This is a genomic window from Winogradskyella vincentii (assembly GCF_020166345.1).
Classification (GTDB): Bacteria; Bacteroidota; Bacteroidia; order Flavobacteriales; family Flavobacteriaceae; genus Winogradskyella; species Winogradskyella vincentii.
This window is the reverse complement of the sequence record NZ_JAIUJS010000009.1, coordinates 1-21,433: the sequence shown is the minus strand read 5'-3', so window position 1 is coordinate 21,433 and position 21,433 is coordinate 1. Positions and strand designations below refer to the sequence as shown.

Below are 21,433 nucleotides of genomic sequence, written 5' to 3'. Positions count from 1 at the left end.
GTTCGAGTATTTTTTGTGAAATGTAATTGAACAAAAAATGTATCGAGAACCTTTTAACCAAAAAAATTCTCGATACACTTTTCCTAAAGTCAAAGCACTCGAATTGACGATATAGGAATAATTTTAAATGAAAATACTAATTACAGGTACAACAGGCTATATAGCCAAGAGACTAGCTTTACAGTTATTAGAAGACAAGCACGAACTTATCTGTTGTGTCCGTGATATTAATCGTATTCCAGATGAAATAGCTGAGCATCCATTGTGCTCTTTCATAAAAATAGATTTTCTAAGTCCAGAACCCAACAAAATTCCAAAAGACATCGATGTTGCCTATTACCTAATTCATTCCATGGCTACTGATGCTGATGATTTTGAGGATTTAGAACGTCAATGTGCACAAAATTTTAAAAATTTAGTTGAAGCTACAGATTGTGAGCAAGTCATTTATCTGAGCGGTATTGTTAATGATGATTCATTATCTAAACATCTAAAATCTAGATTACAGGTAGAAGAAACCCTTAAATCAGAGAAATATGCACTAACAACATTCAGAGCAGGCATTATTGTTGGTAGCGGAAGTGCTTCTTTCGAAATCATCAGAGATATTGTTGAAAAACTACCGGTGATGATTACACCAAAGTGGCTAAATACCAAAACACAACCTTTAGGTATTAGAGACGTCCTGACCTATTTATCAGGTGCCCTAGGAAAGGAAGCGCTTTACAATAACTCTTATGATATTTTCGGACCTGAAATACTGACCTATAAGGAAATGTTATTACAGTTTGCTGAAGTAAGAGGTCTGAAGAGGTATATTTATACTTTACCAGTTTTGACACCAAAGCTCTCATCCTACTGGCTTTATTTTGTAACCTCAACATCATTTCAGTTAGCACAAGCATTAGTAGACAGTATGAAGGTTGAAGTCATTGGCAAACCAAGTGATATCAATAATCATATTAGTATCCAACCCATGACCTATAAAAAGGCTGTAGACTTGGCGTTTCAGCGCATTCAGCAAAATTCTGTAATTTCTAGTTGGAAGGATGCCGTAAGTAGTGGCGTTTTTAAAGATCAACTATCTAAACATATAGAATTACCACAGTATGGCTGTTTTAAAGATGTTCGCTCTAAGACTATTATAGATGAGGAATTTACACTGAATCAGATTTGGGGAATTGGCGGGCGAAATGGCTGGTATAGTTTCAATACTTTATGGAAGCTCAGAGGTTATGTCGATAAATTATTTGGTGGTGTAGGATTGCGACGAGGCAGAACGCATGATACTTATTTAGAAGCTGGTGATCCACTCGATTTCTGGCGTGTGTTATTTGCTGATAAAAAAGAAAAAAGACTTCTATTATTTGCTGAAATGAAACTACCAGGCGAGGCTTGGTTAGAATTTAAAATTGTAAAAGACAAGTTATATCAGCGTGCTGTTTTTAGACCAAAAGGTGTTTGGGGAAGATTGTATTGGTACATGGTTTTACCGTTTCACGCTTTTGTATTTAAAGGAATGATTAACGCCTTAGTTGAACCAAAATGAGAGGTGTAAAAAAACAACACCTACCAGAAAAAATATGCCCTGTTTGCAAGCGACCATTTACTTGGCGTAAAAAATGGGAGAAAGACTGGGAAAACGTAAAATATTGTAGTGAAAAATGCAGAAGACAGAAAAGTATAGCTTAGTTTGGTTTAGAAATGACCTTAGAACAATAGATAATACTGTGTTGACTGAAGCCAGTAAACAAGCAGAAAAGGTTATTGGACTTTATTGTTTTGATCCGAGGCATTTTGAAAAGAACAGATTTGGTTTTAAAAAGATTGAAAAATACCGTGCTCAGTTTTTAATTGAAACTATTCATAATCTTAAAGCCCAGCTCGAAGCACTAAATATAGACCTGTTGGTATACCATGACTTTCCGGAAAACGCAATTCCTAAAATTTGTGAAGCACATCAAATAACTGATATCTACATACAAAATGAATGGACTCAAGAGGAAGTTGATACAGAAAATGCGGTGAAAGCTCAAACTACACATATCAACTGGCATCACATTTACAACCAGTTTTTATATCATCCTGAGGATATCAATTTTGATATTTCTAAAACACCTCAAGTCTTTACAGTATTTAGAAAGAAACTCGAAAAATATATCGATATACGAGAGGAATCGCGAATAACAAAACAAAGTCAGAATAACAGGATTGAAAACAATACCAGCATACCAAGTTTATCAGAATTAGGTTTTGCAGACTTTAAATCCCATCCTAATTCTGCCTTTCCTTTTAAAGGTGGCGAAACAGAAGCTATAAATCGACTTAACGATTACTTCTTTAACACCAAGAAACTAGGATTTTATAAGAAAACCAGAAATGGTTTAGTTGGTGTTGATTATAGCTCTAAGTTTTCACCTTGGCTGGCCAATGGTAGTATTTCTGCACGAACCATCTATTGGAAGGTTAAACAGTTTGAGAAAGAACATTTTAAAAACCAATCGACCTACTGGCTCATTTTTGAGTTGATTTGGCGCGACTATTTTAAATATGTGTCGCTAAAACACGGTAACCAAATCTTTAAACTAGAAGGCATACTTCAAAAAGATTATGAATGGTCCACAAATCAAAACCAAATACAAAAATGGATCAATGGTGAAACACAATCGGACTTTGTAAATGCCAATATGATTGAGTTAAAGGAAACAGGTTGGATGAGCAACAGAGGACGGCAAAATGTTGCCTCTTATTTCGCTAAAGAACTAGAGTTAGATTGGCGTATAGGTGCTTCTTATTTTGAGTCCTTACTCTTAGATTATGACGTACACAGCAATTATGGTAATTGGATGTATGTCGCAGGTGTTGGTAATGATCCTAGGGACAGAAAGTTTAATGTACAACTGCAAGCAGAGCGCTATGATGCTAATGGTAGATTTAGAAACATTTGGTTACAACCTAGCTTGTTTAATTAACGCAACGTCACTTCGAGTGATTCTGACGAAGGAAGAATTGTATCGAGAAGAATTAGAAACTATGAAATTATCATACGTATATATACTCAAATGTTCAGATAATACCTATTATACTGGTATTACTTCAAATTTGAACCAACGTATTCTCGAACATAATATAGGTAAACATCCAGAAAGTTACACCTATAAACGACGACCTGTAAAACTTGAATTTTATGCAGAATTCACCGACATAAAAATCGCAATAGAAAAGGAAAAACAAATAAAAAAATGGTCTAGGAAGAAGAAGGAAGCTTTAATAAACGGCGACTATACAGAACTTCCTAACCTTTCAAAAAAGAATTTTAATAAATAAGTTCTCGATACACCATGCAAAGAGCATGGTACTCGAACTGACGTAACACTGAACATGAAAGAAGCCACACTCATATTTCCACATCAGTTGTTTAAGGATTCACAAATTTTAAACTTAGATTGTGATATTTATTTGGTTGAAGAGTTTTTGTTCTTTTCGCATTACAAATTCCACAAGCAAAAAATTGCATTTCACAGAGCATCAATGAAAGCTTATTCCGACTTTTTAACAGACAAAGGGCTTTCCGTAAATTATATTGAGGCTACTTCAGAGACATCTGATGTCAGAGAATTGATTCCTGAGTTAATTGATAAAGGTCTTGAAACGCTTCATATAATTGACCCAACCGATAACTGGTTAGAGAAACATATAAAATCTGCTTCTGAATCAATAGCTGTAGAATGGTACGAGAATCCGCTGTTTATAAACACCAAGGACGAATTAAGTTGTTTCTTTAAACCTTCAAAAAAGAAATTTTTTCAAACCTCGTTTTACAAGCAACAACGTAAAGATCGAGACATACTCATGGTTAATGACCAGCCAGAAGGCGGAAAACTAACCTATGACTCTGAAAACCGCAAGAAATATCCCAAGGATAAAACACCACCAAGTATTCAGTTTCCTGATTTATCAAAATATCACAAAGAAGCAATTTCTTATGTAGAGAAAAACTTTAATGACCACTATGGTGAATTGAATGATTTTATCAATTATCCTATTGATTTTGAATCTGCTGAAGAATGGTTACAACAATTTTTTGAGTATCGATTTCACGAGTTTGGAGCTTATGAAGATGCTATTGTTAAAGAGGAACATTTTTTAAATCACAGCTTGCTGTCGCCATTAATTAATGTAGGTCTAATGCATCCATTAGACGTCATAGATAAAGCAATTAACTATGCCAAGTCCAATGATGTGCCTCTAAATTCAACAGAAGGCTTTGTACGCCAAATTTTAGGTTGGCGTGAATTTATTCGAGGTGTTTACCAAGTAAAAGGTACCGAAGAACGCACTAAGAACTTTTGGAATTTCGATAGAAAAATTCCTAAGTCCTTTTATGATGGAACAACTGGCATACAACCTATTGACGATGTTATAAAGAAAGTAAATAAAACCGCTTATGCACATCACATAGAACGTCTTATGGTTCTTGGCAATTTTATGGTGTTGTGCGAGTTCCATCCAGACGAAGTGTACAAATGGTTTATGGAACTATTTATAGATGCTTACGATTGGGTTATGGTACCAAACGTTTACGGTATGAGCTTGTATGCAGATGGTGGACTCATGTCTACCAAACCCTACATAAGCAGTAGCAACTACATTATGAAAATGAGTAACTATACTAAAGGTGATTGGCAAGCAACTTGGGATGGGCTCTTTTGGACTTTTATGGATAAACATCGTGAATTCTTTTTAAGCAATCCTAGGTTAGGGATGTTAATAAGGACATTCGATAAAATGAAACAAGAAACTAAAGAAAAGCACTTTAAAAATGCTGAATCTTTCTTATCACAATTGTAAATGGCTGGCAAAAAACGAATAAATGTAGTTTGGTTAAAACGCGATTTGAGACTTCAAGATAACGAAGCCATTTCCAATGCCCTAAAAAGTGGTAAACCTACACTTCTACTCTATGTTTTTGAGCACATTCTTTTAAATGATGGGCATTACAGTGAACGACACTTTAATTTTATAAAGGAATCAATTAGAGATATCAATGACCAACTTAAGCCATATAACACCAAGGTTTTAGCAGTTATAAATGACATACAGAGCACTTTCAATATCATTCAAGAATTCTATAAAATTGATACGATATATTCTCATGTTGAAACCGGATTACTCGTAACCTATAACAGAGATAAAGAAATTACGCGTTACTGTAGAAATAACCTTATAAATTGGAAAGAATCTAAAAATAATGGTGTTGAACGTGGTTTGGTAAATCGCGATAATTGGTTTGAAAACTGGGAAAGCTACATGTATCAACCTCAAGAAGTATTTCAACCAAAGCAGAGTCAATTACTTTCTATTGATAGAATTTTAGAATTAGAGAGTGTATTAAAAGAAACTGATCTTAGAACACCTAAAGACACGCCATTTCAAAAAGGCGGAAGTACAATGGCCTGGAAATATGCCAAATCTTTCTTTGAGGACAGGCATGAAGATTACATGTTCAATATTTCTAAACCAGAAGCATCAAGAAGTAGTTGTAGTAGATTATCACCTTACATTGCTTGGGGAAATGTTTCCATTCGTCAAATATTTCAAAAAGGTCAAGAACTAAAAAATAAGACTTCAGATAAACGCCACATTGGTGCGTTTTTATCACGATTACGTTGGCAAGCTCATTTCATTCAGAAGTTTGAAATGGAACATATCATGGAAAATGCAAGCGTTAACAAAGGCTATCATAAACTTAAGAAAAGCATATCAGAAGATTACCAAAAGGCTTGGCGTGAAGGACAAACTGGCTTTCCACTGGTAGATGCAAGTATGCGCTGTCTCGTAGAAACGGGCTATGTTAATTTCAGGATGCGTGCTATGTTGGTTTCGTTCTTTACACATATTTTATGGCAACCATGGCAAGATGCCTCTGCCCATCTTTCGCAACAATTTTTAGATTTTGAACCTGGTATCCACTTTCCGCAATTGCAAATGCAGGCAGGTGAAACTGGTATAAATAATCTCAGAATTTATAATCCAACCGTTAATAGCCTAAAACACGATCCAGATGCTGTTTTCATAAAAAAATGGGTTCCTGAACTTGCCCATTTAGATATACTTTTTATACATGAGCCTTATCTTATGACCGAGTTAGAACAAGGTTTATACAAATTTAAATTGGGTAAAGATTATCCATATCCTATTGTCGATATTAAGGAAAACCGCAAGCGTGCCAGTGAAATTCTTTGGAATATGAAAGAAGACCCTGAAGTAGTGAAAGAAAGTTTTCGCATTTTAAAACGACATACTCTACAAGACAGAAATCGAATGCTACGTAATGAGTAATTTCTAAAAAAAGCGGTCATATTCTTACAATCATAATTCTCTGTTAATTTTTGTTTAACTATTCATCCAAAAGGTTAAACATTTGTATATTTACATAGTTATGATACTAAATACTACACATTATAATCCTGACCATAAACAGATTATCGCTGATTTAGTAGGCGATTCCTTTAGTTTGGTACAGAAATTGAAAATGAAAGGTATAGGCTCAAAGCGTATGATTATTGACGAAGTTAGCCCTAATATGCAGACTATGATGAATAGGGTGTCTGATATTAATTATGCGAATATTGAGCTCAGACCTAAAGGTATTTTAGTAATGATTAACCAAGGTTTAAAAAACTTTAAATGGATTATCCCATACTATCAGTTAGTTATTTATAAAGTAAATGGTTCTAGTTTGCATGCCCAGGGTCGTTTTATCCATTTTAGAAATAGCAAAACTTTCAAGGAGAACAAAAAATTCTTTGATAAGCTGTTAGATGAAAAAGTAAAGTATGATATGCAATATGCGATGCCTGAATTTATATGAATTTAGAATTAAAGGATATTGATCGCATAATTGAAATGGCTTGGGAAGACAGAACACCTTTTGAAGCAATAACATTTCAGTTTGGTTTAAAAGAACAAGAAGTCATTGAGCTGATGCGCAAAGAAATGAAACCTAGCAGTTTCAGAATGTGGAGAGAACGGGTTCAAGGAAGAGCAACAAAACACAGTAAAAAAAGAACCTTTGACAAAGGCAGATTTAAATGTTCGCGTCAAAGAACAATAACAAACAACTCTATTTCAAAACGATAACACGTGCTTTGATTTAAGCTTGGAGTACTTGAAGACAGCACATTAAAAAGATTCTATGAACACAGAAACAATTTCTCAAAAAAATGGTCATAAACTTAATGGATTTACCCATGAAGATATTGGAGACGACCATTTATTTACAAGTTTAGAGACACCAATGAAAGCTAATGCTTTTGATATGTCTAACAACGAGAAGAAAAATCGAATTTCCATATTATTTTCAGAAATAATGGACGTCTTAGGTTTAGATTTAACGGACGATTCATTAAAAGGCACACCAGATCGCGTAGCAAAAATGTATGTTGAAGAAATATTTTCAGGTTTAGATCCTGAGAATAAGCCAAAGGTAGCTTTGTTTGACAACAAATACCAGTACAACCAAATGCTAGTTGAAAAAAACATAACGTTTTATTCAAACTGCGAGCATCATTTTGTACCAATAATTGGCAAGGCACATATAGCATACAAGTCTTCAGGTAAGGTTATTGGATTGTCCAAATTAAATCGTATAGTACAGTACTATGCAAAACGTCCGCAAGTTCAAGAGCGATTAACTAATCAAATTGCCAACGAACTAAAAACAGTTTTAGAAACAGAAGATGTAGCTGTTATAATTGACGCCAAACATCTTTGTGTTTCATCAAGAGGTGTTAAAGATGATACATCTGCGACAGTTACGACCTATTATGGTGGAGAGTTTAATACACCAGAGAAAATTTCAGAATTACAAAATTATATAAACAATTAGCTATGGATATTTTAGAAAGAGCAACAGAATTTGAAAACAGAAAGTTTTCTTTTAAGACAACAAGCGATAGAATTTTAGCAGCTAGAGAAGCAAAGGAAATCATCCTAGGTGTTAATGAAGTTTACAAGCAGAAAAAAGACGCTCAACTTATGGAATTAATGAAGCGTCTAACTATCATTAAACAAAAAATAGAGAAGCGCCTTAAGGGTCGTCCTCTCACAGCAGCATAAGCAATGAGTAGATTAATAGTGATTGGAGGAAGCAAAGGTATAGGCAATGCAATTGTCTCATCTTTGCTTTCTTCTTATGATGAAGTTGTAAACATCAGTAGAACCACACCAGAACAAACGGCAAGTAATTTAACACATTATAATTGCGATATATTAAATGATGAATTACCAGAAATTGATTCTGCTGACGGCTTAGTCTATTGTCCTGGAAGTATCAACCTTAAACCTATAAACCGTTTAAGTATTGATGATTTTAAGAACGATTTTGACATAAACGTTCTGGGAGCAGTAAAGGCAATTCAAAAGTATTTGCCAGCACTTAAAAACGGAAACAAACCGTCAGTATTATTATTTAGTACTGTGGCAGCTAAATTAGGAATGCCATTTCATGCCAGTGTAGCAGCTTCAAAATCAGCAGTAGAAGGGCTTACCAAATCTCTTGGAGCGGAATTAGCACCTACAATACGAGTTAATGCAATAGCACCAACGGTAACTGATACGGACTTGGCTTCTAAGCTATTGCGTAATGAACGAATGATAGAAAACATGAATGAGCGTCATCCGCTTAAAAAATATTTGCAACCACAAGAAGTGGCTGATATGGCCGCCTTTTTATTATCTGATAAGGCTGCGTCTTTATCAGGACAAATTTTTGAAATGGATTGTGGAATAGTAAGCTTTAAACTTTAAAAAAATGAACCCATTAAAAGCCTTTGTTGGCACACTAACAGGAACTGAGAGTGATGTTGTTGAAAATGCAACAAGATCGATCTATGATATTGAAATAAACAGTTTAACCGGTAATCCTATAAATCTGTCAGAGTTTAAAGGAAAGAAACTATTATTTGTAAATGTTGCTTCTAAATGCGGATTTACACCACAATACAAAGAACTTCAAGAGTTAAGCGATTATTACAAAAATGAATTGGTAGTTATTGGTGTGCCTTGCAACCAATTTGGTAATCAAGAACCCGGAAATTCCGACCAAATTCAAGAGTTTTGCCAAGTTAATTATGGTGTTTCATTCTTAATTACAGAAAAGATTGATGTAAAAGGCGCTAATCAGCATCCACTCTATGCTTGGTTAACAAAAAAATATATAAACGGTAGACAAAACTCTTCAGTGAAATGGAATTTCCAGAAATATCTAGTTGACGAAAACGGTGAGTTTCTAGATTACTTTTATTCGATTACAAAACCGTTTAATAGGAGAATCACAAAATATTTAAATTAGAATTTTATGTTCGGACTATTTAAAAAAACCTCAGAATTAGAAAAATTGCAAAAGCATTACGAGAAATTAATGGCAGATTGGCACAAACTATCTACAACTAACCGTGCAGAAAGTGATAAAAAATATGCTGAAGCCCAAAAAATACTTGACCAGATAGAAGTTTTGAAACCAGAATAGGTTTGAAGCAAATCCATTATGTCATATTATTTTTAATTATCAATTTTAGTGGACTGGCACTCGGCAATATTTTCATGGGAGATGGTGCCAATGGCATATGGTATAAAAACCTTAATAAAGCACCGTGGACTCCACCAGGTTGGGTTTTTGGCGTTGTTTGGACCGTAATAATGATTTGCTTTTCAATCTATTTGTCATTTTTATTTAATCTAAGGAAATCAAATTTTGTAACCACTATCTTTATAATTTCTTTATTACTTAATATAAGCTGGAATTATTTGTTCTTTAACCAACATTTTACGAGCATAGCCCTTTTTAATCTCATTGCATTAGCATTAGTCATTATATATTTATTCATAAGTTTTGGTGATGATGAGTTGAGCAAAATGAGAATTCTGCTTGTGCCATATATCTTATGGCTCTGTATTGCAATATCTCTAAACGGCTATGTTGTTTTGAATAACTAGAAATGAAAATCTATACCTTACATAAAAAACAAAAATTACCTATTTCATTAGATGAAGCGTGGGCTTTTTTGTGTAATCCTGCGAATCTTTCAAAGTTGACACCTCAAGAAATGAACATGAAAATTATTTCTGGTGCTGATAGACCAATGTATGCTGGTCAAGTAATACAATACAGTGTAACGCCAATACCAGGATTTAAAACTAAATGGGTGAGCGAAATCACTCAATACGAGAACAAAACGTATTTTGTTGACCTACAATTGTATGGTCCTTATGCCTTTTGGCACCATAAACATTTTGTACATGAAATAGAAGGTGGTGTAGAAATGGAAGATATTATTGACTATAAAGTTCCTTTTGGAATACTTGGTAGGCTTTTGCATCCAGTTTTGGTAAAACCAAAACTTGAAGGTATTTTTAACTATAGAAAGGAACAACTCGAACAACTTTTCGGCACCTATTAACAATGCAAACACCTTTAAGTATATTTTGGTTCAGAAGGGATCTTAGATTAGACGACAATGTTGGACTATATAATGCCTTAAAAAGTGGGCAAAATGTTTTACCCATTTTTATTTTCGATTCTGAAATTTTAGAAAAATTACCAAAAGATGATGCTCGTGTTACTTTCATTCACGACACGTTGCAAGATCTGAGTGATCAACTTCAAAAAGACGTTGGTAGTAGTATCGCAATGTATCACGGTAGACCTATTGAGATATATAATCAGTTATTAGAAACCTATAATATCAAGGCTGTTTATACCAATCACGATTATGAACCTTATGCAACGGAAAGAGATGCTGAATTAAAAACGCTATTAGAATCACAAAATATTGCATTTCAAACTTTTAAAGACCAAGTCATATTCGAAAAGGATGAAGTCGTTAAAAAAGACGGGAATCCCTATGTGGTCTACACACCTTACATGAGAACCTGGAAGGAAAAATTTAAAACCATCGACTTTAAATTTTATCCGTCTGAGAAAGAACTAAACAATTGTGCAAAAAACATTAACCTTCCGAATTTAAGTTTAGAGGATATAGGATTTACAAGATCCAATCAACCTATTAAACCTTATGAGGTCACTCCAAGGTTAATCCAAGAATACGAAGCTACACGAAACTTTCCGGCTAAAGATGCAACATCTCGATTAGGACCACATCTAAGATTCGGTACTGTAAGTATAAGAAAAATGGTTGATAAGGCCATACAAGAAAAGAACGAGATATTTTGGCAAGAGCTTATCTGGAGAGAATTTTTTATGCAAATATTATGGCATTTTCCTCATACAAAAGATCAGTCTTTTAAACCTAAATACGATAGGATTGAATGGCGGAATAATGAAGATGAATTCAAATTATGGTGCCAAGGTAAAACAGGTTATCCATTGGTTGATGCAGGTATGCGACAACTAAATGAAACTGGATTTATGCACAATCGCGTTAGAATGCTGGTTGGTAGTTTTTTGTGCAAACATCTACTTATTGATTGGCGTTGGGGCGAAGCTTATTTTGCAGAGAAGTTACACGATTATGAAATGGCAAGCAATATTGGTAATTGGCAGTGGGTAGCAGGTTCTGGTGTAGATGCAGCACCTTATTTTAGAATATTTAATCCTACGTCACAAATTCAAAAATTCGATAAGAATTTAGAATACATAAAAAAATGGGTGCCAGAATTTCAGGAACTCACATATCCAGAAAAAATGGTAGATCATAAAATGGCTAGAGAACGTTGCTTAACCACTTATAAATCCGCATTGAATTAACATAAAAACTATATTAATTTAAATAAATTAACTTTTTTTTGAAATTTTATACAATAAACAAAAAATAGATGCGTTATCCTTTTTAAGACGTTAACGTCTTGAACTGAAAATAACCATTTCAAAAACAATTTAAAAGCTCTGATGTGCCTCAGAGCTTTTGCTTTATACAAAAAAGCTCCAAGTCATCTTGAAGCTTTTCATTTCATGTATTTCTGATTAATATCAATTACCTGGTAGACGTTCTATTTTAGCTCCAATAGCTCTTAAGCGTTGGTCTATATTTTCGTAACCACGATCAATTTGTTCTATATTATGGATAATAGATGTTCCTTTTGCGGAAAGCGCTGCAATAAGTAAAGAAATACCAGCCCTAATATCTGGCGAGGTCATTGTTGTTGCTTTTAGGGTAGATTTAAAGTCGTGTCCTATAACTGTCGCTCTATGTGGATCACAAAGAATAATCTTTGCACCCATATCTATTAATTTATCTACGAAGAACAAACGACTTTCAAACATTTTTTGATGTACCAACACCTCTCCTTTGGCCTGTGTTGCTATTACCAAAACGATACTCAATAAATCTGGAGTAAAGCCTGGCCAAGGTGCATCAGCAATGGTTAATATAGAGCCATCAATATAGTTCTGTATTTGGTAACCATCCTTGTGTGCAGGAATATGAATATCGTCTCCTTGCTGTTCTACCGTAATACCAAGTTTTCTAAACACATTAGGAATCTGCCCTAAATCATCCCAACTTACATCTTTTATAGTAAGCTCGCTTTTTGTCATTGCCGCCAAACCAATCCAACTACCAATTTCAATCATGTCTGGTAGCATGGTATGCTCAGTACCTCCCAAATTATCAACACCATCAATAACTAGCATATTAGATCCTATGCCAGAAATCTTAGCGCCCATTCGGTTGAGCATCCTACACAGTTGTTGCAAGTAAGGTTCACACGCTGCGTTGTAGATGGTAGTTTTTCCTTCTGCCAATACTGCAGCCATTACTATATTGGCTGTTCCTGTAACAGAAGCTTCATCTAAAAGCATAAACGTACCTTTTAAACGTTCTGCTTCTACACCATAAAAATGATCTTCGCGATTATATCTAAACTTAGCGCCAAGATTAATAAAGCCTTCAAAATGCGTATCAAGACGTCTACGGCCTATTTTATCGCCACCTGGCTTAGGAATATATCCTTTACCAAAACGTGCCAATAATGGCCCAACAATCATAATTGAACCTCTTAGACCTCTACCCTCAACTTTAAACTCGTCTGACTCTAAATATTCTAAATTTATATGCTCTGCCTTGAATGTATATGAATTGGCATCTAATTTATTAACGGCAACACCCAAATTACTAAGAAGTGTAATTAGCTTATTGACATCAACAATATCCGGAATGTTCTTAATTGTTACTTCTTCTGGTGTTAAGAGCACAGCACAAAGAATCTGCAATGCTTCATTTTTAGCACCTTGTGGCTTAATAGAACCTTTGAGTTGGTGGCCACCTTCTATTTTAAATGTACTCATACGTTTTAGTAACGTTTTCTATTACTAGAATATTTCTTTTTGGGCTTTTTGCCACCTTTGCTACTATATTTAGATTTTGTACGCAATAAGCTTGAAGAATCACTTAAATCCTCTTCACTATTTCTAAGGTCAATTTCTCCATCAGATAATTCAAATAAATGCTCGAAAATCACTGTATCTTCAACACTATCTTTATTCCAGTTGAGATAGCACTTCTTCATATGATTTGCAATGGTATAGGTTAACGCCTCTTTCATTTCACCAGTCTCCCATGTGCGTGCAACATCAATCATTGTTTTAATGTTGTTTCCATAAAAACGGTACTTAGGATGATTCTGAGGATAATTCAACGGATCTGGTCTCGAAGCTAATTCCTCTTTAGATGGCATCTCGTAAGGAGAGTCCGCATCTAATTCAAAGTTGGCCATTATAAAAAGCTGATCCCATAATTTATGCTGAAAATCTGGCACATCTCTTAAATGTGGTTGTAGATTTCCCATTACAGAAATAATAGCTTTTGCTAATTTGTTTCGTTCTTCTTTGGTTTCACGCGTTTTAGCATGATTGATCATCTTCTGCAAATGACGTCCATATTCTGGTATTATCAAATGCTCTCGTTCTGTGTTGTATTCTAAATCGTCTATCAAAATTATTAAAATGTGTAGTAAACAAAATTAAAAACCCGTAGTCTTTAGGTTTTGTTGCAAAGTACAAAAAATAATGAAGCCTAAAAGAAATTTAAAGGGAAATTACACCTTCGATTTTTTCTGCTACTTCTTGGTATTTCGCTATTACCGTATCTGGGTTTTTCATGCGTACGTTAATTGATATGCTAGTATACTTACCATTTTTTGAAGCTCTGGTATTTATAACCGCTCCTAAATGATTAAAAAGCCCCTTAAGATTATCTATCTTTTCTGTTTCAGAAATAACGATAAACTTATATAAATAAGTGGTTGGCCACATGGCTGTGTCTTGCAGTTGTATTTTTAGTTTGCTGTAAAATTCTTCCGATTTATTGGCGTCGCTCATATCAATATTTTTCAGTTGCAAAGATAATTAGAACTCATCTAATCTTTTACCATTAGTTAAAAAATTGGTCTATTGAATTAACTTTTCGACTTTTCATCATTCCGTAGCGATGCGATGCAATTCAAAAAAGGCTTCAATTGACTTCAAAATGCTTAATTTTCACTTAAATGCCAAAAGACCAAATGGGTTCTTATCCCTACATTTTTCTGTCTAATTTTTTATCACGAATTTTACTGCAAAAATATTGCCAATTTGAATCCAAAGAAAATTGTAATTACTGGTGGTCCTGGGACAGGTAAATCCTCCATAATAAATCATCTAAAGTCAAGAGGATTTCTTTGTTACGAAGAAATCTCTCGTCAGGTTACCTTACAGGCCAGAAAAGACGGTATAGAGCAACTTTTTTTAACCAAACCACTACTGTTTAGCAAAAAGCTTTTAGAAGGCAGAAAACAACAGTATTTAAACGCCACTCAAGAATCTGGCAATGTGGTTTTCTTAGACAGAGGGTTACCTGACGTTTTGGCGTATATGGATTTTATTGGCGATGATTATCCAAACCAATTCATAGAGACCTGTGAAGCACACCAATACGATTATGTTTTTGTATTGGCACCATGGCAAGAAATATTTACGAGCGACAGTGAACGCTATGAAAATTTTGAGCAGGCGATTGAAATTCACCATCACTTATTAAAAACTTATATGCGATTTGGGTATCAACTCATTGATGTACCCTTCGAAACCATAGAAAAACGCTCCGATTTCGTTCTAGAGGTATTAAATTTGCAATAATGCATCCAATTGAAGTTTTAGAGCGTTACTGGAATTATACCTCCTTTAGACCATTACAAGAAGACATTATTACAGCTGTTCTTGATAATGAGGACACCTTTGCCCTATTGCCAACAGGTGGTGGCAAATCCATTTGCTTTCAGGTACCAGCGCTTATTAAAGAAGGCATTTGTATCGTGGTATCGCCCTTAATTGCCTTAATGAAAGATCAGGTAACATCACTAAAACGTAAAGGTATAAAAGCTATAGCCTTAACTTCAGGTATTTCTTATAGTGAATTAGATACACTTTTAGACAACTGCATTTATGGTAACTACAAATTCTTGTACTTATCACCAGAGCGTTTACAACAGCCATTAGTACAAGAGCGTATCGCTCAAATGAAAGTTAATCTTATTGCGGTTGATGAAGCACATTGTATTAGCCAATGGGGAAACGACTTTAGACCAGCTTACAATAACATAAAACTACTTAGAGACATTCATCCTCATGTTAATTGTATAGCGCTTACGGCTACGGCTAAGCATAATATTGTAGATGATATTATTGACAACTTAGATTTTGTGGCTCCAAAGATTTTTAAGGCCTCATTTAGCAGACCTAATATTGGGTATCATGTCATCCATACCGATGATAAACTCTATAAGCTAGAGCATTTATTGACCAAACATTCTGGTTCCTCTATTATATATGTGAGAAATCGTCGTGCCACGAAGGATATCCATAATTATCTGGGCGCCAGAGGATTTTCTACAACCTTTTATCATGGAGGTATTACCAATAAAGAAAAACAAGACCGATTGCAGCAATGGACCGATGGCAAAACAGAAATAATGATTGCCACTACTGCTTTTGGAATGGGAATTGATAAGGCTAATGTAAAAACAGTAATACATTTCAATTTACCAGAAAGTTTAGAAAGTTATTATCAAGAGGCTGGTCGTGCAGGTCGCGATGGCAATGATGCCTATGCATTTATCTTAAAACAGCATATAGATGAAGATCATCTTAAAAGCCAATTTTTAAGCACCTTACCATCTATTGAGTACATAAAATTGGTGTATAATAAGCTTTGCAACTATTTTCAGGTGTCTTATGGCGAAGGTGAAAACAGCCAGCATCAACTTGATTTTAAATCCTTTTGCACTACCTATAAGCTCAACGCAAGTATGACCTACAATGTGTTGTTGGCATTAGATAGAAACGGAATTATAGCCTTAACGCAACACTTTAATTTTAGAACCAAGATTCAGTTTGTCATTTCCAATGACCAGTTGTTTAAATACCTAGAGAAACATTTGGATCTCAATACCTTGGTTAAGGTACTTTTAAGAACCTATGGTGGTATTTTTGATTATGATACCAAAGTAAATCTCAACTTGGTGATCAGCAAATCCAACCTCTCTGAAACCAAGGTTATAGAACAACTGAAACTATTAGAAAAAGACAATATCATTAAGCTCCAAATCGCCAATACGGATTCTGAAATAACATTTTTACAACCACGTGAAGATGAGATTACCATTAATCCTATTGCTAAAACCATAGAGCATCAACATCAATTGAAACATCAGCAGATCGAAGCCGTAATAGCGTATATTAATAATGACACAGAATGTAAAAGCAAACAGTTATTAGCATATTTTGGTGAAACTGTTTCAGAAGATTGTGGTAAATGCTCGGTGTGTTTGGCAAGTCAATCTTTAGCTAATGCAACTGAAACCAAAACCCTTTCTGAACAAATATTGAAAGCGTTAGAGCAAGAAGATTTAACTTCGCGACAATTATTAAATCAATTGAAATGTACGGAAACGCTACTACTGAAAAGCCTTTCGGAATTAGTGGAAATAAATAAAATAGAAATAACAGCAACAAATACCTACAAAAAATTATGACAGCTAAACGAGATATAAGAATTGTATTTATGGGCACACCAGATTTTGCCGTGGCAACACTAAAATCACTCTTAGACCATAATTATAATGTTGTTGGTGTTATAACTGCTCCAGACAAACCTGCAGGTCGTGGTAGAAAATTAAGAGCCTCGGCAGTAAAACAGTTTGCCTTAGAGCATAATTTAAACATATTACAGCCTACAAATCTTAAGGCAGAATCCTTTATTGAAGAGCTTGAAAGTTTAAAAGCCAACCTTCAAATTGTGGTAGCGTTTAGAATGTTACCAAAAGTGGTTTGGCAAATGCCAGAATACGGTACTTTTAATCTCCATGCATCCTTACTACCACAATACAGAGGTGCTGCGCCTATTCATTGGGCCATTATTAATGGTGAAACCAAAACTGGTGTAACTACCTTCTTCATTGATGAGAAAATTGACACAGGCGCAATCATTATGTCCGAAAGCACAGCTATAGGACATGATACAACTGTTGGTGAGCTTCATGATGACTTAATGGCGCTTGGTAGCGAATTGGTTATTAAAACCGTAGAACAGATTGAAGCGGATGAAGTTTCAACAACCGTACAACCAAAATCCGAAGATTTAAAAACAGCCTATAAACTCAATCGTGACAATTGTAAAATTGATTGGTCTGAAAATTTAGATACCATATATAATAAAGTTAGAGGACTAAATCCATTTCCTGCCGCATGGTGCTATTTAGACAATGATGAAGACGAACCGTTAACGGTAAAGTTATTTGCTGTTGAAAAGAATACAGAAGACCATAATCTTAAAGCAGGACATCTCCTTATTAATAAGGACCATTTAGAAGTTGCATGCAAAGGCGGTTATATAATTATTAAGGAAATACAGCTTCCTGGAAAGCGAAAAATGGACGTAAAATCACTTTTAAACGGATTTAAGTTTGCCGAAACCGCAAAACTTCTCTAAGCCCTTATTATCATTGACCTAGGAAAATATCCGACAAAATGCATTGCTTTATTAACAAAAGGCTCAACTTATTAACAAAATCGCTGCTTTCCCTTGCTATTACTTGCGTAGCTTAATATTACTCATAAATTTGTGTACGGATTTTTAACAACTATTATTAAAAACCGAATTTTTAACAATTTAAATTTAAAATTTTATGAACAAAACAGATTTAATCAATGGTATGGCAGAGAATGCTGGTATCACTAAAGCTGCTGCTAAGAAAGCATTAGACTCTTTATTAATTGATATCGAAGGATCTTTACAAAAAGGTAACAGAGTTTCTTTAGTTGGTTTTGGTTCTTGGTCAGTATCTAGAAGAGCTGCGAGAGATGGAAGAAACCCACAGACTGGTAAAACAATCAAAATAAAAGCTAAAAATGTAGTAAAATTTAAGGCAGGATCTGACTTAAATAGCGCTGTAAACTAAGATATTTTTATTTTATATAAGAAGCCCGCTCAATGAGCGGGTTTTTTTATTGCCCTAAGTTTAAAGAGCTAAAGTTGTGTATTTCATAAAAATAACCTAGATTTAGTTAACCCTTTGAACGCTAACAATCAAAAACATGAAACCCGAAAAAGGCAATTTACTCATTGCAGAGCCATCCATAATCGGAGATATTTCATTTAACCGTGCCGTGATTCTATTAGCGGATCACAACGCACTAGGTTCAGTGGGTTTTATCTTAAATAAACCTTTAGAATATAACCTAAAGGATTTAGTTGAAGGTACAGAATCTGATTTTACCATCTATAATGGCGGTCCAGTAGAACAAGACAATCTTTATTTTATTCATAAATCACCTGAGCTTATACCTAATAGTGTAGAAATCTCAAACGGTATTTTTTGGGGTGGTGACTTTAGTGTGGTTTTAGACCTTATTAATTCTGATAAAATCTCTCAGGACGACATACGGTTTTTCCTTGGCTACTCAGGTTGGGCAGAAGAGCAATTAGATAATGAATTAGAATCTAATGCTTGGTTGGTTTCTGAAAATGAATACGACAACCAGATCATTTCTAAAAGTTGTACCACCTTCTGGCGCGAAAAAATGTTAGAATTAGGTGGTGATTATAGCATTTGGTCTAATGCACCAGAGAATCCAAGTTATAATTAATATCCATAGTTTCTTTTTTAATTCTATTCATTTTATTCCTGGCACCTCGATTTTATTAAAGCGGAAGTCATGAATGCTATCGCATTTGTCTTGACACAAAACGAATCAAAAAGTCAAAACGATTTATTAGGAAATTACTACGTACCACTCGCCAATACAATCGGAATAGAAATTTGAATCCACTAGATCCTTCAATCCTTAAATTTTGGAATGATTAATAAGTCTCACTCATTATTTCTGAAAATCGTTGCTTCCGACCATGTCGGAAATCAATTATCAAGTTTGCGAATAGACTCTAATTGTTAAGCTAAGCGGAGTTTTGCGTTTATCTTAGTGATCACTGATTTGGCGAATTCAGAGCCATAGTCCTTCTTGCGATATTTTGAAATAGGCTGAATACCAACAATCACATTGGTAATAAACAGCTCATCTGCTTTTTGAAGTTCAAAAGGCGATATAGACGCTTCCTCAACAATAAGGTTCACATCTTTACGCAATACCTCCAAAACCTGCTGTCGCATAATACCTTTTAAACAACCGTCTTCTAAAGGTGGTGTTTTTATGCGGTCGCCTTTTACCAAAAACAGATTACCGTTTAATGCTTCAATAACACTTTTATTGGTATTGAGCACCAAACAATTGTTCAGGTCATTTTCTTTAGCATAAATGCTACCAATAACCTGTATGGCTTTGTTATTAGATTTTAAACCAGATAATAAACCAGGCGCCATATAGTAGTCTTTGTATAGATCTACTTCATAAAACGCATCATCAATAGTATAGAACGGATTGGGATGTGTTTCTGCAACAATATTGTAATTAATGCTTGCATCTTCACCTGGTAAATACTTACCACCTTCTCCTCTATCTACATTAAGGCGTACGCGCGCAACGCTATTGCTTAGGCCATTGGCTTCAACGGTTTTAAGGATTTCTTCTTCTAGAAATTCCATAGTAAAATTCATAGGAATATCCATTCGCATAATACGCATGGATGCCATGAGTCTAAAGTAATGATCTTCCCAAAAGAAGATTTTACTGTTTACCACTTTAAGGGTTTCAAAAAGTGCATCACCGTACTTGTAGCCTCTATTCTCAGAAGTTAATTTAGAGTCTGTTGCCTCTACAAGTTTACCGTTAAAATTTACCATAAAAAAAATGTCCCGATTTATGTTGTAAAAAATCGAGACAAAGATATAATAGAATAGTTAGTTACGTGTTAAGCAGAACCTAAAACTTGTTTAAGGCTAGAGATTTGATTTTCCCATAGCATTTTAGCTTCCTCTACCTCATCCTCGTCAGCAAAATCCGTTACCATAAGAGACACGTCTTTTGTGATCTCATCTACCTGTATGCGCAACTCAAAGTAATAGCTAGCACCCTCTTCATCGTCTTCTAACCAGCGGAATTTAATACGCTCGCTACTTTTTTTGCTTAGTAATTTTGCTTGCTCTTCCGATCCGTCCCAAATAAAGGTAAATAACTCACCACGAGAATTTACATTGTCTGCAAACCACTCCGAAAGTCCAGAAGGTGTAGATATGTATTGGTATAATAATGAAGGTGATGCGTGTATCACAAACTCCATTTCAAATTTTTCTTTATCGTCCATTTACTGTTAGTATTATGTGGTCAATATATACAATTATGGTACAATTCAAAACTTTATTATAAAATTATTTTTTTAGAATGATTGGTTTGTTGTCGTAGAATTTGTTTTTATATTTGCACCCGCAATTATGGCGAGGTAGCTCAGTTGGTTAGAGCGTCGGATTCATAACCCGGAGGTCTCGAGTTCAAATCTCGATCTCGCTACAGCAGTAAAAACCCTGTACAGAAATGTACAGGGTTTTTTTATGCCACAAACGTAAAGCTTGCTTTTAAGTGCGGTGGTATAAAAAAAGCCTGGCCAACGCGCAGCGTTGCAGGGTTTTCACTATTGTAAAGCTCCCCAAACGCAGATTCTTTAAATCTCTTAAACACAAACCTGTTTGCAAGTGAAGGCGCATAAAAAAAGCCTGGCCAACGCGTAGCGTTGCAGGGTTTTCACTATTGTAAAGCTCCCCAACGAAGATAAACCGAAGGTAAATCTGCGAGATCGAGATACACCAAAGATAAATTACAATAAGATTCCTGCCTTCGCAGGAATGACAAAGCCTTGCAGGGTTTTCACTATTGTACAGCTTCCAAACGTAGATAAACCGAAGGTAAATCTGCGAGATCGAGATACACCAAAGATAAATTACAATAAGATTCCTGCCTTCGCAGGAATGACAATGCGTTGCAGGG

Annotated in this window: 26 protein-coding genes and 1 tRNA gene; 22 read left to right on the top strand and 5 right to left on the bottom strand. The window is 34.8% G+C overall.

The genetic code is table 11. The annotated features are described in order from the left end of the window. The first annotated feature begins 127 nt into the window (after window positions 1-127). The 16 genes from LBV24_RS13295 to LBV24_RS13220 all read left to right on the top strand — a co-directional run bounded on the left by LBV24_RS13295 (window position 128) and on the right by LBV24_RS13220 (window position 11,770). On the top strand, window positions 128-1,549 hold the full coding sequence (locus LBV24_RS13295; protein WP_224479149.1) for an SDR family oxidoreductase: 1,422 nt from the start codon (window positions 128-130) through the stop codon (window positions 1,547-1,549). Next, window positions 1,546-1,692: a DUF2256 domain-containing protein gene (locus tag LBV24_RS13290; protein ID WP_224479148.1), complete on the top strand. Its 147-nt coding sequence runs from the start codon at window positions 1,546-1,548 to the stop codon at window positions 1,690-1,692. Before LBV24_RS13295 ends, LBV24_RS13290 begins: the two co-directional genes overlap by 4 nt. Continuing rightward, window positions 1,665-2,972, top strand: a complete 1,308-nt coding sequence (locus LBV24_RS13285) for a DASH family cryptochrome (RefSeq protein WP_224479147.1) — start codon at window positions 1,665-1,667, stop codon at window positions 2,970-2,972. Before LBV24_RS13290 ends, LBV24_RS13285 begins: the two co-directional genes overlap by 28 nt. A 61-nt stretch (window positions 2,973-3,033) precedes the next feature. Continuing rightward, window positions 3,034-3,327, top strand: a complete 294-nt coding sequence (locus LBV24_RS13280) for a GIY-YIG nuclease family protein (protein ID WP_224479146.1) — start codon at window positions 3,034-3,036, stop codon at window positions 3,325-3,327. A gap of 54 nt (window positions 3,328-3,381) precedes the next feature. Then, window positions 3,382-4,851: a cryptochrome/photolyase family protein gene (locus tag LBV24_RS13275; protein ID WP_224479145.1), complete on the top strand. Its 1,470-nt coding sequence runs from the start codon at window positions 3,382-3,384 to the stop codon at window positions 4,849-4,851. Beyond that, window positions 4,852-6,342 carry a cryptochrome/deoxyribodipyrimidine photo-lyase family protein gene (locus tag LBV24_RS13270; RefSeq protein WP_224479144.1) on the top strand — a complete coding sequence of 497 codons (1,491 nt, stop codon included), beginning with the start codon at window positions 4,852-4,854 and terminating at the stop codon, window positions 6,340-6,342. A gap of 100 nt (window positions 6,343-6,442) precedes the next feature. After that, window positions 6,443-6,874 carry a hypothetical protein gene (locus tag LBV24_RS13265; RefSeq protein WP_224479143.1) on the top strand — a complete coding sequence of 144 codons (432 nt, stop codon included), beginning with the start codon at window positions 6,443-6,445 and terminating at the stop codon, window positions 6,872-6,874. Then, entirely contained in the window at window positions 6,871-7,143 is a 273-nt protein-coding gene (locus LBV24_RS13260; RefSeq protein ID WP_114301176.1) for a TIGR03643 family protein, read from the top strand. Before LBV24_RS13265 ends, LBV24_RS13260 begins: the two co-directional genes overlap by 4 nt. 55 nt (window positions 7,144-7,198) lie before the next feature. Further along, window positions 7,199-7,891 carry a GTP cyclohydrolase I FolE gene (gene folE, locus LBV24_RS13255; RefSeq protein ID WP_224479142.1) on the top strand — a complete coding sequence of 231 codons (693 nt, stop codon included), beginning with the start codon at window positions 7,199-7,201 and terminating at the stop codon, window positions 7,889-7,891. A gap of 2 nt (window positions 7,892-7,893) precedes the next feature. Next, the gene (locus tag LBV24_RS13250; protein ID WP_224479141.1) at window positions 7,894-8,121 is read left to right on the top strand and encodes a hypothetical protein; all 228 of its coding nucleotides are present in this window, start codon (window positions 7,894-7,896) and stop codon (window positions 8,119-8,121) included. A 3-nt stretch (window positions 8,122-8,124) separates the two neighbouring features. Next, window positions 8,125-8,811, top strand: coding sequence for an SDR family NAD(P)-dependent oxidoreductase (locus LBV24_RS13245; RefSeq protein ID WP_224479140.1), 687 nt, complete (start codon window positions 8,125-8,127; stop codon window positions 8,809-8,811). 4 nt (window positions 8,812-8,815) lie between these two features. Then, window positions 8,816-9,355: a glutathione peroxidase gene (locus tag LBV24_RS13240; RefSeq protein WP_224479139.1), complete on the top strand. Its 540-nt coding sequence runs from the start codon at window positions 8,816-8,818 to the stop codon at window positions 9,353-9,355. Window positions 9,356-9,361: 6 nt separating this feature from the next. Then, window positions 9,362-9,532, top strand: coding sequence for a Lacal_2735 family protein (locus LBV24_RS13235; RefSeq protein ID WP_224479138.1), 171 nt, complete (start codon window positions 9,362-9,364; stop codon window positions 9,530-9,532). Window positions 9,533-9,534: 2 nt separating this feature from the next. Next, on the top strand, window positions 9,535-9,999 hold the full coding sequence (locus LBV24_RS13230; protein WP_224479137.1) for a TspO/MBR family protein: 465 nt from the start codon (window positions 9,535-9,537) through the stop codon (window positions 9,997-9,999). Between the two features lie 2 nt (window positions 10,000-10,001). Beyond that, the gene (locus tag LBV24_RS13225) at window positions 10,002-10,463 is read left to right on the top strand and encodes an SRPBCC family protein (RefSeq protein ID WP_224479136.1); all 462 of its coding nucleotides are present in this window, start codon (window positions 10,002-10,004) and stop codon (window positions 10,461-10,463) included. A 2-nt stretch (window positions 10,464-10,465) separates the two neighbouring features. After that, window positions 10,466-11,770 carry a cryptochrome/photolyase family protein gene (locus tag LBV24_RS13220; protein ID WP_224479135.1) on the top strand — a complete coding sequence of 435 codons (1,305 nt, stop codon included), beginning with the start codon at window positions 10,466-10,468 and terminating at the stop codon, window positions 11,768-11,770. Between the two features lie 222 nt (window positions 11,771-11,992). On the opposite strand, the gene murA is transcribed toward LBV24_RS13220, so the two are convergent. The 3 genes from murA to LBV24_RS13205 form a co-directional block, all read right to left on the bottom strand. Next, a complete protein-coding gene (gene murA, locus LBV24_RS13215; RefSeq protein ID WP_224479134.1) occupies window positions 11,993-13,309 on the bottom strand; it encodes a UDP-N-acetylglucosamine 1-carboxyvinyltransferase in 1,317 nt (438 codons plus the stop codon). Window positions 13,310-13,314: 5 nt separating this feature from the next. Next, window positions 13,315-13,956 (bottom strand): DUF4290 domain-containing protein, encoded by a 642-nt coding sequence (locus LBV24_RS13210; protein WP_224479133.1) that lies wholly within the window; start codon window positions 13,954-13,956, stop codon window positions 13,315-13,317. A 91-nt stretch (window positions 13,957-14,047) separates the two neighbouring features. Then, window positions 14,048-14,341, bottom strand: coding sequence for a DUF493 family protein (locus LBV24_RS13205; protein WP_224479132.1), 294 nt, complete (start codon window positions 14,339-14,341; stop codon window positions 14,048-14,050). A gap of 252 nt (window positions 14,342-14,593) precedes the next feature. Here LBV24_RS13205 and LBV24_RS13200 point away from each other — a divergent pair, with 252 nt between their 5' ends. The 5 genes from LBV24_RS13200 (at window position 14,594) to LBV24_RS13180 (ending at window position 19,144) form a co-directional block, all read left to right on the top strand. After that, window positions 14,594-15,136: an AAA family ATPase gene (locus LBV24_RS13200; protein ID WP_224479131.1), complete on the top strand. Its 543-nt coding sequence runs from the start codon at window positions 14,594-14,596 to the stop codon at window positions 15,134-15,136. Next, a complete protein-coding gene (locus tag LBV24_RS13195; RefSeq protein WP_224479130.1) occupies window positions 15,136-17,031 on the top strand; it encodes a RecQ family ATP-dependent DNA helicase in 1,896 nt (631 codons plus the stop codon). The genes LBV24_RS13200 and LBV24_RS13195 overlap by 1 nt, the downstream gene beginning before the upstream one ends. After that, window positions 17,028-17,987 carry a methionyl-tRNA formyltransferase gene (gene fmt, locus LBV24_RS13190; protein ID WP_224479129.1) on the top strand — a complete coding sequence of 320 codons (960 nt, stop codon included), beginning with the start codon at window positions 17,028-17,030 and terminating at the stop codon, window positions 17,985-17,987. Before LBV24_RS13195 ends, fmt begins: the two co-directional genes overlap by 4 nt. A gap of 196 nt (window positions 17,988-18,183) precedes the next feature. Next, window positions 18,184-18,456, top strand: coding sequence for an HU family DNA-binding protein (locus LBV24_RS13185; RefSeq protein WP_114301190.1), 273 nt, complete (start codon window positions 18,184-18,186; stop codon window positions 18,454-18,456). Between the two features lie 136 nt (window positions 18,457-18,592). Then, entirely contained in the window at window positions 18,593-19,144 is a 552-nt protein-coding gene (locus LBV24_RS13180; RefSeq protein WP_262902033.1) for a YqgE/AlgH family protein, read from the top strand. Window positions 19,145-19,446: 302 nt separating this feature from the next. On the opposite strand, the gene LBV24_RS13175 is transcribed toward LBV24_RS13180, so the two are convergent. Both LBV24_RS13175 and LBV24_RS13170 read right to left on the bottom strand, forming a co-directional pair. After that, complete coding sequence (locus LBV24_RS13175; RefSeq protein ID WP_224479128.1) at window positions 19,447-20,295, bottom strand: aminotransferase class IV; 849 nt, start codon at window positions 20,293-20,295, stop codon at window positions 19,447-19,449. A gap of 68 nt (window positions 20,296-20,363) precedes the next feature. Beyond that, a complete protein-coding gene (locus tag LBV24_RS13170; protein WP_224479127.1) occupies window positions 20,364-20,756 on the bottom strand; it encodes an START-like domain-containing protein in 393 nt (130 codons plus the stop codon). A 129-nt stretch (window positions 20,757-20,885) separates the two neighbouring features. On the opposite strand from LBV24_RS13170, the gene LBV24_RS13165 reads away from it, so the two are divergent. Continuing rightward, a tRNA-Met gene (locus LBV24_RS13165) sits at window positions 20,886-20,959 on the top strand. Window positions 20,960-21,433: the final 474 nt, after the last annotated feature.

Coding starts and splice junctions, on each gene's coding strand:
- LBV24_RS13270 (WP_224479144.1), top strand. CDS start 4,852: ATGGCTGGCAAAAAACGAATAAATGTAGTTTGGTTAAAACGCGATTTG.
- murA (WP_224479134.1), bottom strand. CDS start 13,309: ATGAGTACATTTAAAATAGAAGGTGGCCACCAACTCAAAGGTTCTATT.
- LBV24_RS13290 (WP_224479148.1), top strand. CDS start 1,546: ATGAGAGGTGTAAAAAAACAACACCTACCAGAAAAAATATGCCCTGTT.
- LBV24_RS13185 (WP_114301190.1), top strand. CDS start 18,184: ATGAACAAAACAGATTTAATCAATGGTATGGCAGAGAATGCTGGTATC.
- LBV24_RS13205 (WP_224479132.1), bottom strand. CDS start 14,341: ATGAGCGACGCCAATAAATCGGAAGAATTTTACAGCAAACTAAAAATA.
- LBV24_RS13265 (WP_224479143.1), top strand. CDS start 6,443: ATGATACTAAATACTACACATTATAATCCTGACCATAAACAGATTATC.
- LBV24_RS13285 (WP_224479147.1), top strand. CDS start 1,665: ATGCAGAAGACAGAAAAGTATAGCTTAGTTTGGTTTAGAAATGACCTT.
- LBV24_RS13240 (WP_224479139.1), top strand. CDS start 8,816: ATGAACCCATTAAAAGCCTTTGTTGGCACACTAACAGGAACTGAGAGT.
- LBV24_RS13245 (WP_224479140.1), top strand. CDS start 8,125: ATGAGTAGATTAATAGTGATTGGAGGAAGCAAAGGTATAGGCAATGCA.
- LBV24_RS13195 (WP_224479130.1), top strand. CDS start 15,136: ATGCATCCAATTGAAGTTTTAGAGCGTTACTGGAATTATACCTCCTTT.
- LBV24_RS13180 (WP_262902033.1), top strand. CDS start 18,593: ATGAAACCCGAAAAAGGCAATTTACTCATTGCAGAGCCATCCATAATC.
- LBV24_RS13225 (WP_224479136.1), top strand. CDS start 10,002: ATGAAAATCTATACCTTACATAAAAAACAAAAATTACCTATTTCATTA.
- LBV24_RS13220 (WP_224479135.1), top strand. CDS start 10,466: ATGCAAACACCTTTAAGTATATTTTGGTTCAGAAGGGATCTTAGATTA.
- folE (WP_224479142.1), top strand. CDS start 7,199: ATGAACACAGAAACAATTTCTCAAAAAAATGGTCATAAACTTAATGGA.
- LBV24_RS13175 (WP_224479128.1), bottom strand. CDS start 20,295: ATGGTAAATTTTAACGGTAAACTTGTAGAGGCAACAGACTCTAAATTA.
- LBV24_RS13260 (WP_114301176.1), top strand. CDS start 6,871: ATGAATTTAGAATTAAAGGATATTGATCGCATAATTGAAATGGCTTGG.
- LBV24_RS13170 (WP_224479127.1), bottom strand. CDS start 20,756: ATGGACGATAAAGAAAAATTTGAAATGGAGTTTGTGATACACGCATCA.
- LBV24_RS13275 (WP_224479145.1), top strand. CDS start 3,382: ATGAAAGAAGCCACACTCATATTTCCACATCAGTTGTTTAAGGATTCA.
- LBV24_RS13235 (WP_224479138.1), top strand. CDS start 9,362: ATGTTCGGACTATTTAAAAAAACCTCAGAATTAGAAAAATTGCAAAAG.
- fmt (WP_224479129.1), top strand. CDS start 17,028: ATGACAGCTAAACGAGATATAAGAATTGTATTTATGGGCACACCAGAT.
- LBV24_RS13295 (WP_224479149.1), top strand. CDS start 128: ATGAAAATACTAATTACAGGTACAACAGGCTATATAGCCAAGAGACTA.
- LBV24_RS13280 (WP_224479146.1), top strand. CDS start 3,034: ATGAAATTATCATACGTATATATACTCAAATGTTCAGATAATACCTAT.
- LBV24_RS13250 (WP_224479141.1), top strand. CDS start 7,894: ATGGATATTTTAGAAAGAGCAACAGAATTTGAAAACAGAAAGTTTTCT.